The sequence below is a fragment of the Enterobacter cloacae complex sp. P2B genome (genome assembly GCF_014895985.1).
Lineage (GTDB): Bacteria > Pseudomonadota > Gammaproteobacteria > Enterobacterales > Enterobacteriaceae > Enterobacter > Enterobacter bugandensis.
The window spans coordinates 60441-72478 of the sequence record NZ_JADBQQ010000019.1 but is presented as its reverse complement, the minus strand read 5'-3'; the positions used below and the strand labels follow the sequence as shown (position 1 = coordinate 72478).

The window sequence follows — 12038 nt, the reverse complement described above, 5'->3', positions numbered from 1 at the left end:
ATGTCCCCGGACCGTACACCCCAGGGGAGAGGGTGTAATTGTTCCCTCTCCCTGTGGGAGAGGGTTAGGGTGAGGGCATCAGGCAGCGCAGTCGTTGCCTGATAGCCATTAACACCTCCTCCTCGTTTGTCCTGAATTCGTTATTCCAGAACCGTAGTATTTCCCAGCCGTTCGCATTCAAAAATTCAGTACGACGTGAATCATAGGTTTCGTTATTCTGATGTTGGCCACCGTCCAGCTCGATAATCAGCTTTGCCTTAAAACAGGCAAAATCCACGATATATGCACCAATCGGCATCTGGCGGCGAAACTTATAGCCAAAGAAGCGGCGTCCCCTGAGTAAATACCAGAGACGTAACTCTTCGGGCGTCATTTGTTTACGGAGTTGTTTTGATTTTTCCATCCCCATACTCTGCCAGCCTTTCCCTTAGCCGGCAGAACGGGATGCGAAATCCTGAATCAGCCTTCAGGAATCTTCGGCGAGGAACAGCTCAAGAAGGGAGTTTAAGAACAGCTTGCCGTGCTCGGTGATCTGCCAGCATTCCTCACTCTCGGTGAGATACCCCTTTGCCAGCGCTTCGTCAATCTGCGGACGAATCACCGATTCCGCCAGGCCAGTGTACAGCGAAAACTCCGCGCGCGGCGCGGCTTCCAGCAGGCGGAAACGGTTCATAAAGAACTCAAACGGCTTATCCGCCGCCTCAACGTCGTGCTGACGCTCCAGGTAGCGTCCTTCCATAAATCCGCGCGGGTGGCGGGTTTTGGCGGTGCGAAGGATGCGACCATCCGGGAAGGTCACCTTGCCGTGGGCGCCGCAGCCAATCCCCAGATAATCACCAAAACGCCAGTAGTTCAGGTTGTGCTGACACTGGAAGCCCGGCTTCGCGTAGGCGGACGTTTCATACTGCTGATACCCGGCAGCGGTCAAAAGCGTGTGGCCCTGCTCGAAGATATCCCACAGCGCGTCGTCATCCGGCAGCACCGGCGGGCGCGAGCCAAACAGCGTGTTCGGCTCAATGGTGAGCTGATACCACGACAGGTGCGGCGGGTTCAGCGCAATGGCCTGGCGCAGATCGTCCAGCGCCTCTTCCAGCGACTGATCCGGCAGGCCATGCATCAAATCGAGGTTAAAGCTGCGCAGCCCAAGCCCCGTTGCCAGGTTCGCCGCGCGCTTGGCCTCTTCCGGGCCGTGAATGCGCCCCAGACGCTTCAGCTTCGGCTCGCTAAAGCTCTGCACGCCGATGGAGATACGGTTCACGCCCGCGCGCTGATACTCGACAAAACGGTCGGCCTCAACGGTGCCGGGGTTGGCTTCCATCGTAATTTCTGCATCCGCCGCCAGGTTCAGGCGCGCACGCACGCCGTCCAGCAGCGTCTGCATTGCCGGGCCTGACAGCAGGCTCGGCGTACCGCCACCAATAAAAATGGTCTTAACTTCACGTCCCTGTGCGTACGGCACATCGGCGTCCAGGTCGGCCAGCAGATGCGCGACGTAGTCATCGTGCGGCACTTCGCCCTTCAGCGCGTGCGAATTGAAATCGCAGTACGGGCATTTCTGCACGCACCACGGGATATGAATATAAAGACTCAGAGGCGGCAAATTAGCCATTACGTAGTGCTTCCAGTAACAGTTTCAGCGCGCGTCCACGGTGGGAAATCGCACTTTTCTCTTCGCGGGTCAGTTCCGCAGCGGTTTTGCCCTCGGTCGGGACAAAGAAAATCGGGTCGTAGCCAAAGCCGCCGTTGCCCGCCGCTTCACGGGTAATCACGCCCGGCCAGCTGCCGTGACAGACAATCGGCGTCGGGTCTTCTGCATGACGCATGTAGACCAGCACGCAGTGGAACTGCGCGGTACGCTGTTCGTCGGGAACGTCCTTCAGGGCCACGAGCAGCTTTTCCAGATTCTGCTGGTCGGTGGCGTCCACCCCGGAATAGCGCGCGGAGTAAATTCCCGGCGCGCCGCCGAGGAAATCCACGGCCAGACCGGAGTCGTCGGCAATCGCGGGCAGGCCGGTTACCTGCGCCGCATGGCGCGCTTTCAGAATGGCGTTTTCGATAAACGTCAGGCCCGTCTCCTCGGCGGACTCCACGCCCAGCTCGGTCTGAGCCACCACGTCCAGCCCAAAATCATTTAATAGCGAGGCCAGCTCGCGCACTTTACCGGCGTTACCGGTCGCGAGAACAACTTTCTGCATGGTTTAGTCCTGTTCTGTCAGAGCCGCGACTTCCGTCGGGATAGATTGAGGATTAAGGATTTTTACCTGTTTATGCCGCCCAAGTTCACCTTTTTCAATGATGACCTGGCTTTTGGCGACGCGAAACTGTTTTGCCAGATATTTGGTCAGATGCGCGTTCGCCTGGCCATCGACCGGTGGGGCGGTGATGGCGACCTTTAGCTCGTCGCCATGCAGCCCAACAATACTGTCACGGCTGGCTTTCGGCTGAATATACAGCCGTAAAACCAGCCCGTCGGCGCAGGTGCTTACTGCACTCATAGCGCCATCCACAGCCCCGGCAGCAGCATATCGCCCGTAGACTGGAGCAGTTCGGCGATCCCCATGTTGATCACATAGAGCAGCAGCACCAGGATCATCGGGGAGAAGTCGATGCCGCCCATGGACGGAAGCAGGTTACGGATCGGACGCAGCAGCGGCTCGGCCAGCTGAATCAAGGCATACTCTACCGGGCTACGTCCCTGGCTTACCCAGCTCATGATCGCCATCACCAGCAGTACCCAGAAGATCAGCAAACCGACGGTTTTGATCAGAATCAGGACGGCGGCAATCCAGATAATCGGCTGGAAGGTGATAACCATAAACAGCACGATGGCTTTGAGCACGCTCAGAATAAACGCCACCAGCAGCGAAGCGCTGTCGATGGGGCCCATGGCCGGGATAATACGGCGCAGCGGTCCGACAACAGGTTGCGTGATTTTCACGACAAACTGGGAGAACGGATTGTAAAAGTCACAGCGGGCCCACTGCATCCAGACGCGCAGCAAAAGCGCCATCGTGTACAGCTCAATGACCGTTGAGAGCAGGAAAGTCAACGTCTTCATGGCGTTCCTCAGGTTTCCTTATTATTTGGTGTAGTCGCGCGCACCGAAAATGGCTGTGCCGATGCGCACCATAGTGCTGCCTGCCGCGATGGCGGCTTCCATATCATCCGACATGCCCAGTGAAAGCGTGTCTACCGTTTCATAGCGCGCTTTAAGCGCCTCAAATGCTACAGCCATTTGCTGTGCCACGGCAAACTGCCTTTCATAACTTGACTCAGGTGCCGGAATGGCCATCAGCCCGCGCAGGGTTAAGCGCGGCAGGGCGGCCACCTCTGCGGCCAGCGCATCCAGCTCGCTCAGCGCAATGCCGGACTTGCTGTTTTCATCACTGATATTGATTTGAATCAGCACGTTAAGCGCAGGCATCTCCGCCGGGCGCTGGTCATTCAGACGGGAAGCAATACGCAGACGGTCGATGGTATGGCACCAGTCAAAGTGCTCTGCCACCAGACGGCTTTTGTTCGACTGCAGGGGACCAATAAAGTGCCATTGCAGATCGGACGTCTCCTGCTCCTGGAAGTAGCGAATTTTATCCACACCTTCCTGCACGTAGTTTTCGCCAAACGCCCGGTGACCTGCAGCAATCGCTTCTGCGATGGCGCTCGCAGGCTTGGTTTTGCTGACTGCAAGTAGCGTAATTTCTTCTGAAGCACGGCCGCAACGCGTTGCAGCGGCTGAGATTTTGTCCCGGACCTGTGCCAGGTTATGCGCAATGTCGTTCATTTTCCGAGGAGTAGTCTATGGATGTGGAAGAAATTGTGGCCCTTAGTGTAAAGCATAACGTCTCCGATCTACACCTGTGCAGTGATTCACCACCGCGCTGGCGCAGATTGGGCCGCCTTGAGCCGGCCCCGTTTCCGCCGCCGGATGTCGGGGCGTTGCTAAAGGCGTGGCTCAACGACGAACAGCAGGGCGCATGGTGGGCAAACGGGCAGGTCGATTTTGCCGTGACGGTCGCAGGAGACCAGCGTCTGCGCGGCAGTGCGTTTAAGCAGATGAAGGGCATCTCCGTTACCCTGCGGCTGTTACCGCGTTCCTGTCCGCAGCTCCCTTCGCTTGGGGTGCCGCGCGCTATTCCCGAACTGTTGTCCAGCGACAACGGGTTGATTCTGGTAACGGGAGCGACCGGCAGCGGTAAATCCACCACGCTGGCCGCAATGGTCGACTTCCTCAACCGCCATACTGACGGCCATATCCTCACGCTTGAAGATCCGGTGGAGTTTATGTACCAGAGTGAACGTTGCCTGATTCAGCAGCGGGAGATAGGCCAGCACAGCCCGTCATTTGCAGAGGCGCTGCGCAGTGCGTTACGCGAGGACCCGGACGTTATTTTGCTGGGGGAGCTGCGCGACAGCGAAACGATCCGCCTGGCGCTAACGGCGGCAGAGACCGGGCATCTGGTGCTGGCGACGCTGCACACGCGCGGGGCAGCACAGGCGATTGAACGGCTGGTCGATACGTTCCCGGCGCAGGAGAAAGATCCGGTGCGTAACCAGCTGGCCGGCAGCCTGCGGGCAGTGCTGGCGCAAAAGCTGCTTCCCGATCTTCAGGGCGGGCGCGTCGCGCTGTACGAGCTGCTGGTAAACACCGCGGCGGCGGCGAATCTGATTCGTGAGGGGAAGACGTGGCAGCTGCCCGGCATCATTCAAACCGGTCAGCAGGCGGGAATGCAGAACTTTGACCAGAGCCTGGCGGAGAGACGGGCACAGGGGCGGCTGTAGGCCCCTGCGTTAAAAGCCCTGTTCGAAGTAGCTTTCGAGGATGATAACGGCTGAAGCGGAGTCTACGCTGCCTTTGTTGAGCGCCCGGAAGCCACCGTGTTCAAACAGGCCTGCACGCGCTTCGACGGTGCTGAGACGCTCGTCGTGAAGCTTCACGGAGACGCCAAAGCGGCCATGGATTTTATTGGCGAATTTACGCGCGCGGGCGGTAAGCGGTTGCTCGGTGCCGTCCATGTTCAGCGGCAGGCCGACAATCACGTCGTCCGGCTGCCACTCTTTGAGCAGGCGCTCAATCAGGTTCCAGTCCGGCGTGCCGTCGTTAGCTTTCAGCGCCGTGAGCGGGCGAGCGGTGCCGGTGATCCGTTGACCCACGGCGACGCCGATGCTTTTGGTGCCGAAGTCGAAGGCGAGAAGGGTGCCGCTCATTACGCGTGCCCCGCTACGCCAGGCATGGTCAGAATATCAATGCCAATCAGCTTTGCCGCGTCACGCCAGCGATCGGCAATAGGGGTTTTAAACAGAATATTCATGTCCGCAGGTGCGGTAAGCCAGGCGTTATCGAGGATCTCTTGCTCAAGCTGGCCTTTCTCCCACGACGAATAGCCCAGCGCCACCAGCACTTCGGAAGGCTGCTCAGCGGTGCCCAGCGTTTCAAGCACGTCGCGCGAGGTGGTGATCACGGTGTTATCGGAGATGCGAATGCTGGAAGAGAATACCGGCGGGGTATGCAGGATAAAGCCGCGATCTTCGGCAAGAGGTCCACCCAGCATCACCGGTTTATCAAGCCGGATTTCCGGCAGGCGCGCTTCAGCCGAGATTTTCAGCTTGTCCAGAATCCCTTCAACCTGCAGGTTTTCCAGCGGTTTGTTGATTATAATACCCATCGCGCCGTCTTCATTGTATTCACAAATATAAACCACGGCGCGGCGAAAAATCGGATCCTGGAGAGCAGGCATGGCAATAAGAAAGTGATGCTGTAAATTCATTGTCAGAGGTACTGTTTCCTGGTTTAAAAAGCGACAGCGCCCAGTATGGGGATAAACCCAGGCGCTGTCACAGTTTATTTCTGTAAACGTTTTTCGATAGCGTCCATCAGCATTCCGGTGATCGAGATCGGGAACTCCGCTTCGATTTCGCGAATGCAGGTTGGGCTGGTGACGTTAACTTCAGTCAGGCGATCGCCGATGATATCCAGGCCAACGAAGATCAGGCCTTTGGCTTTCAGCGTTGGGCCAACGCGGCGGGCAATTTCCCAGTCGCTTTCGGTTAGCGGGCGCGGCTCGCCGCGGCCACCTGCCGCCAGGTTACCGCGGGTTTCGCCTCCCTGTGGGATACGCGCCAGGCAGTAAGGCACCGGCTCACCGTCCACGACCAGCACGCGCTTATCGCCATCTTTGATCGCTGGAATATAGTTTTGCGCCATGCAGTAACGCGTGCCCAGCTCGGTCAGCGTTTCGGCAATCACGCCAATGTTCGGGTCGCCTTCCTTCACGCGGAAAATAGACGCGCCGCCCATGCCGTCCAGCGGCTTCATGATGATGTCGCCGTGCTTCTGCCAGAATTCTTTCAGCTGCGTTTTGCTGCGGGTGACCAGCGTTTCCGGCGTCAGGTCAGAGAACCAGGCGGTGTAAAGCTTCTCGTTGCAGTCGCGCAGGCTCTGCGGCTTGTTGACGATCAGCGTCCCTTTCTCTTCGGCACGCTCAAGGATGTAGGTGCTATAGATGTATTCGGTGTCAAACGGCGGATCTTTACGCATCAGGATAACGTTGAGGTCGGCCAGGGCAATGTCCTGCTCGGTGCCGAATTCGTACCATTTGTCGTAGTTCTGCTCGACGTTAACGATGCGGGTGCGTGCGCGGGCTTCACCGTTGATCAGATAAAGATCGTTCATCTCCATATAGTGGAGCTCATAGCCACGACGCTGCGCTTCCAGCAGCATGGCGAAGCTGGAATCTTTCTTGATGTTAATGTTTGCGATGGGATCCATCACGATGCCGAGCTTTATCATGTTCTTCTCCGTTAATACTTCAACCCAGATCGCCAAACCGTACCTGTAGCGCGGTTATGGCCGTGAGTGCCGTTGTCTCAGTGCGCAGAACGCGAGGTCCCAACAGAATATCAGTAAACTGGTAGCGCGCCGTCATCGCAATTTCGTCCGCCGACAGGCCGCCTTCGGGGCCAATCAGCAGGCGTACGCGCTCAACGGGCAGCGGCAGCGTATTGATGCTGGCGCTGGCGCGCGGATGAAGATTGAGCTTCAGCCCGCTATCCTCTTCTGCACACCAGTCCTCCAGATCCATCGCCGGGCGGATCTCCGGAATACGGTTGCGGCCGCTCTGTTCGCAGGCCGCAATGGCGATTTTCTGCCACTGCTGGATCTTTTTGTTCAGACGTTCCGCATCCAGTTTAACGCCACAGCGCTCGGAAAAAAGTGGCGTAATGAGGCTTACACCCAGCTCAATGGATTTTTGAATGGTGAACTCCATCTTTTCTCCGCGCGACATCACCTGCCCAAGGTGGATGTGCAGCGGCGATTCACGGTTGTCCACTTCGCCGCGCAAGACATTCACATGCACGCTTTTTTTATCCGCCCGCGTGATTTCCGCGTCGAAAACCTGATTAGAGCCGTCGAACAGCTGTATTGCCTGGCCAGCCCCCATGCGCAGCACGCGGCCAACGTGGTTAGCGGCGTCGTCAGACAGGGCGATTTCGCGGCCTGCGGTAATCAGTTCAGGGTGGTAAATGCGGGGAATGCGCATAGTCAAAAATTCCATATGTCATGCGGTATAAGCGAATTGCCGTAGTGTAGGTTAGCTCTTTTGCGCCTGGCAAGCCCGCTGGACGTAAGGGTTATGATTCCCCTGGACTCTGGCGATACGTTCGTCGCGCTGGCATTCCCATTCCGTCACCGGATACTGCTTATCCCAGGCATTGAACAGCTGCGTCTGCTGGCGTGAAAGGTTGAGGTCATAACGGTCACGCATGTAGAAGTAGGTGCGGGCGATGCTGCCGCGCGCGCGGGCAGGGGGCTCGGCGACTTTCTCTTTGAAATCCACCTTCATGCCGCACTGGCCGTACTGGCCTTCGCCACCGTTCCACTGGCTGTACATGAAATTGCCGCGGTCGCCGTTCACTTCACCAACAGCAGGCTGCAGGTTATGCATGTCGCTTTCCATCTGGCGATAAACCGGATCTTTGGCGCAGTTTTTACGTCCGCCGTCCTGCCAGCACTGGCGCTGGTGACCAAACTGCCAGGCCGGAACGACATGCTCCCACTCGATGCGGCTGGCGCGGTTTTCGTTTTTACGCACCTTATAGCCGCAGGATTCGAGGTCAACGACCCCTTTTTTGCCCTGCCAGTTAATTTTGCAGCCGCAGTAGAAATCGCCCGGCACATCGGCGTTCACCTTCACGCCTGCTGCCTTGGCCTGGGAAAAACTGTTGATACCGTCGGCCAGGGCCTGACCGGAAAGCGCCGTCGCCAGAAAAGCGACCGCGAGAGAAACATTACGGGACATCTTACACTCCGTGTCAAAACGAGCCCGCAACGTAACGAATGTTGTTCCTGTATGCAATCAGTCAGATCAGGAAAGTTCCTGAAAGTTCAGGTGATTACTCTGCAATCAGCGGTTCGCCGCATTTGAGGCAGCGGTAGGTCGCCTCGCCGCGCACCACGCGGTTATGGCGGCGGACGGTAAGCTGGTGCTGCTGACACTGGCAGCGATAGGGGAAGGTATTGCGGCGTACCGATTCCAGCTCGAACTGATGGGTACGGCGCGCCGGAACGCCGAGCACCGCCTCCATCATCCATTTCCACTCTTTTCCATGCGGCGCGACGCGGCCAAAATGCTTCCATACCAGAAGGTGCGCCAGCTCGTGCGGCACCACTTCTTCAATAAACGCCTGCTGGTTTTCCATCATCAGCACCGGGTTCAGGCGGATCTCGTACGATTCCAGCCAGGCGGTGCCGGCTGCGGTGCCGCGCTGCTGATAGACCAGCTTCGGTTCAGGGTAATTGCGGCCGAGTTTCAGATTCGCCTGGGCAAGTTTTTCCCGCAGGCTGCGCATAACGGCTTGCTGAATGGCGATGGGGAGACGGGGAGCTTTCATAGGGGCAGAGCATAAAGCGGGAAGCGGGGAGGCGCAAGAGGCGCCTCCCGCAAGAGGATTAGTCGTGGGCGCCGATTTCGCGCAGCGGACGACCTTTCATCAGGTTACGTTCAATATGTTCCAGAGAAACATGTTTGGTTTCTGGAACCAGCCAGATGGTCAGCACAATAAAGAAGATATTCAGACCGGCGTAGACCCAGAAGGTGTTGGCATTGCCCAGGGTGTTGAGCATGGTCAGGAACGTTGCGCCGACGATCATGTTGGCAATCCAGTTGGTTGCGGTAGAGCAGGTGATACCAAAATCACGCCCTTTCAGCGGCTGGATTTCAGAGCACAGTACCCAAATCAGCGGACCGGCGCTCATCGCAAACCCGACGATAAACATCAGCAGCATACCCACCGCGAAGTACTGGGCGGTTGGGGAGTGGATGCCCACATGCATCATCGTACCGAGAACGCCCATACCCGTCGCCATCACCAGGAAGCCCAGGGTCAGGGTTGGCTTACGACCCCAGCGGTCCACCAGGCCGATGGCGATAAAGGTCGCCAGCACGTTGGTCAGGCCCACAATAACGGTGCCCCACATCTGCTCGGTGGTGTTGGTGTAGCCCGCCAGTTCAAAGATTTTTGGCGCGTAGTACATGATGACGTTCATCCCGGTGAACTGCTGCATCACCTGCAGCAGCACGCCGAGGAACACCGCCCGACGGAAGTTGCTGTTCTCTTTAAACAGCGCCCAGCCGGACTGTTTTACCTTCAGGCTTTCGCGGATCTCTTCCAGCTCGTTTTTCGCTTCCGCGCTGGTATCGCGCAGGCGGAGCAGCACGCGTTCGGCATCAACGAAGCGACGTTTGGCGGCAAACCAGCGCGGGCTGTCCGGCAGGAAGAAGACGCCAATCAGCAGCAGAATAGCCGGGATGATGATCACGCCGAGCATCCAGCGCCATGCGCCGCTGTAGCTGAACGCGGTATCGGACAGGTAAGCGCCGAGAATACCGATGGTGATCATCAGCTGGTACATGGAAATCATGCTGCCGCGGATTTTCTCCGGCGCTATTTCGGAGAGGTAGAGCGGGGCGGTGTAAGACGCCACGCCCACCGCAAGGCCCAGCAGCACGCGGGAAAGAATAAGCACTTCAACGTTAGGGGCGGCAGCGGAGAAGAGCGAACCGGCGACGAAGAGGATCGCACCGATCATCAGGCTCTTTTTGCGTCCGAGCTTGAAGGAGAGCCAGCCGCTGCCGACGGCCCCAACGGCCGCACCGAACATCATGGAGCTAACCACCCATTCCTGGGTATGCGCGTTAATCTGGAATTCGTCTGCGATAAAGGGAAGAGCGCCGGCAATGACGCCGATATCCAGGCCAAAGAGTAATCCTGCCAGGGCGGCGAGGAAGCAGACGAAGAAAGTCATCGCCTTGTTGGACGTACGCCCCTGTTTTTTATTGTCAGGCATTATGCCCTCCAGTTGGGTTATCAGTTTTATTGATGATAAGGGTAGGTGAGCGACCCGTAAAAATATGTGAGATTAATCACAATGGTGTAATCGGTTACACTAACGTGCAACCGTAAAAATTATTAAAGCTTTGAAAATATAGAGGTAAACGAGGTGATGCGCATCGCGTTTGTTTGAATTTCAGACTTAACTGAAAGGAAATGTAACAGCAGAAGAAAGGCGAACATGCAAAGAGATTATTCTGAAAGCGGAGTGGTGCCGGTGCGGTGTAATCGCTTTCAGTTGTGCGGCTTTAGCCGCCACCCGACATAAAAAAAGCCAGCACAAAGGCTGGCCTGTTTAATACTCTCGGCTGTCGATTACTTCAGACCGGCAGCCTCACGCAGCAGAGCGGCTTTGTCGGTTTTTTCCCATGGGAAATGTTCACGACCAAAGTGACCGTATGCAGCGGTTTCCTGGTAGATTGGGTGCAGCAGATCCAGCATCTGAATCAGGCCGTATGGACGCAGGTCGAAGAACTCGCGCACCAGCAGGGTCAGCTGTTCTGAAGGCACTTTCTCCGTGCCGAAGGTTTCCACCATGATGGAGGTTGGCTCAGCCACGCCGATAGCGTAGGAAACCTGAATTTCACAGCGGTCAGCCAGGCCGGCAGCAACGATGTTTTTCGCCACATAACGTGCAGCATACGCGGCAGAACGGTCAACTTTAGACGGATCTTTACCGGAGAACGCGCCGCCACCGTGACGCGCCATGCCGCCGTAGGTATCAACGATGATTTTACGACCGGTCAGGCCGCAGTCGCCCATTGGGCCGCCGATAACAAAGCGTCCGGTTGGGTTGATGAAGAATTTGGTTGCTGAGCTCAGCCATTCGGTTGGCAGAACCGGCTTGATGATCTCTTCCATCACTGCTTCCTGCAGGGATTTCTGATCGATCTCTTCGGCATGCTGGGTAGACAGCACCACCGCATCAATACCGACGATTTTGCCGTCGTCGTACTGGAAGGTGACCTGGCTTTTCGCATCCGGGCGCAGCCACGGCAGGGTGCCGTTTTTACGCACTTCAGCCTGACGCTGCACCAGACGGTGTGCGTAGGTCACAGGTGCTGGCATCAGCACGTCGGTTTCGTTGGTTGCATAACCGAACATCAGGCCCTGGTCGCCCGCGCCTTGTTCCAGCGGATCGGCACGGTCAACGCCCTGGTTGATGTCCGGAGACTGTTTGCCAATCGCGCTCAGTACCGCGCAGGAGTTGGCATCAAAGCCCATATCAGAATGTACATAGCCGATCTCACGCACCGTGTTACGGGTGATCTCTTCGATATCAACCCATGCGCTGGTGGTGATCTCACCGCCAACCAGAACCATGCCGGTTTTGACATAGGTTTCACACGCTACGCGCGCTTTAGGATCCTGCGCCAGGATCGCATCCAGCACCGCATCGGAGATTTGGTCAGCAATTTTATCAGGATGTCCTTCTGATACGGACTCGGACGTAAACAGGTGTTTTGCCATGTTTTATTTCACCTAAGAGGAATTTGGTTAGCTCAAGCTGCTGTGTGGAATAGCCAAAGGAGATAATTCTACCAAGGCCTGCAGGTTTTTGACACTGGCAGTATGAGTGTTAATCAGTATAGATGGATTAACATCTGGATGGCTATTTTAGGTCACTTCTTCGCCCGATTTCCAGTTTT

At 56.9% G+C, this 12038-nt stretch carries 15 protein-coding genes; 1 reads left to right on the top strand and 14 read right to left on the bottom strand.

The window, feature by feature from the left end:
- Positions 1-64: 64 nt before the first annotated feature.
- The 6 genes from IM313_RS17170 to IM313_RS17145 form a co-directional block, all read right to left on the bottom strand.
- Positions 65-403, bottom strand: a complete 339-nt coding sequence (locus tag IM313_RS17170; protein WP_028014373.1) for an endonuclease domain-containing protein — start codon at positions 401-403, stop codon at positions 65-67.
- Positions 404-466: 63 nt separating this feature from the next.
- The gene (gene hemW / locus IM313_RS17165) at positions 467-1609 is read right to left on the bottom strand and encodes a radical SAM family heme chaperone HemW (RefSeq protein WP_192971636.1); all 1143 of its coding nucleotides are present in this window, start codon (positions 1607-1609) and stop codon (positions 467-469) included.
- On the bottom strand, positions 1602-2195 hold the full coding sequence (locus IM313_RS17160; protein ID WP_010435473.1) for an XTP/dITP diphosphatase: 594 nt from the start codon (positions 2193-2195) through the stop codon (positions 1602-1604). The genes hemW and IM313_RS17160 overlap by 8 nt, the downstream gene beginning before the upstream one ends.
- Before the next feature lie 3 nt (positions 2196-2198).
- Entirely contained in the window at positions 2199-2495 is a 297-nt protein-coding gene (gene yggU, locus IM313_RS17155; RefSeq protein ID WP_014885193.1) for a DUF167 family protein YggU, read from the bottom strand.
- Complete coding sequence (locus IM313_RS17150; protein ID WP_045260768.1) at positions 2492-3058, bottom strand: YggT family protein; 567 nt, start codon at positions 3056-3058, stop codon at positions 2492-2494. Before IM313_RS17150 ends, yggU begins: the two co-directional genes overlap by 4 nt.
- Positions 3059-3079: 21 nt before the next feature.
- Entirely contained in the window at positions 3080-3781 is a 702-nt protein-coding gene (locus IM313_RS17145) for a YggS family pyridoxal phosphate-dependent enzyme (protein ID WP_047367421.1), read from the bottom strand.
- Between the two features lie 17 nt (positions 3782-3798).
- Here IM313_RS17145 and IM313_RS17140 point away from each other — a divergent pair, with 17 nt between their 5' ends.
- Positions 3799-4779: a type IV pilus twitching motility protein PilT gene (locus IM313_RS17140; protein ID WP_041908325.1), complete on the top strand. Its 981-nt coding sequence runs from the start codon at positions 3799-3801 to the stop codon at positions 4777-4779.
- 9 nt (positions 4780-4788) lie between these two features.
- Here IM313_RS17140 and ruvX read toward each other — a convergent pair whose 3' ends face one another.
- The 8 genes from ruvX to metK form a co-directional block, all read right to left on the bottom strand.
- On the bottom strand, positions 4789-5205 hold the full coding sequence (gene ruvX, locus IM313_RS17135) for a Holliday junction resolvase RuvX (RefSeq protein WP_021242076.1): 417 nt from the start codon (positions 5203-5205) through the stop codon (positions 4789-4791).
- Positions 5205-5765, bottom strand: a complete 561-nt coding sequence (locus IM313_RS17130; protein ID WP_028014368.1) for a YqgE/AlgH family protein — start codon at positions 5763-5765, stop codon at positions 5205-5207. The genes ruvX and IM313_RS17130 overlap by 1 nt, the downstream gene beginning before the upstream one ends.
- A 74-nt stretch (positions 5766-5839) precedes the next feature.
- On the bottom strand, positions 5840-6787 hold the full coding sequence (gene gshB, locus IM313_RS17125; RefSeq protein ID WP_041908326.1) for a glutathione synthase: 948 nt from the start codon (positions 6785-6787) through the stop codon (positions 5840-5842).
- A 19-nt stretch (positions 6788-6806) separates the two neighbouring features.
- Entirely contained in the window at positions 6807-7538 is a 732-nt protein-coding gene (rsmE, locus tag IM313_RS17120) for a 16S rRNA (uracil(1498)-N(3))-methyltransferase (protein ID WP_192971637.1), read from the bottom strand.
- Between the two features lie 51 nt (positions 7539-7589).
- The gene (endA, locus tag IM313_RS17115; RefSeq protein WP_028014365.1) at positions 7590-8297 is read right to left on the bottom strand and encodes a deoxyribonuclease I; all 708 of its coding nucleotides are present in this window, start codon (positions 8295-8297) and stop codon (positions 7590-7592) included.
- Positions 8298-8391: 94 nt separating this feature from the next.
- Positions 8392-8889, bottom strand: coding sequence for a SprT family zinc-dependent metalloprotease (locus IM313_RS17110; RefSeq protein ID WP_049001463.1), 498 nt, complete (start codon positions 8887-8889; stop codon positions 8392-8394).
- A 58-nt stretch (positions 8890-8947) separates the two neighbouring features.
- A complete protein-coding gene (gene galP, locus IM313_RS17105; protein ID WP_045629996.1) occupies positions 8948-10345 on the bottom strand; it encodes a galactose/proton symporter in 1398 nt (465 codons plus the stop codon).
- A gap of 359 nt (positions 10346-10704) precedes the next feature.
- A complete protein-coding gene (gene metK / locus IM313_RS17100) occupies positions 10705-11859 on the bottom strand; it encodes a methionine adenosyltransferase (protein WP_041908329.1) in 1155 nt (384 codons plus the stop codon).
- Positions 11860-12038: the final 179 nt, after the last annotated feature.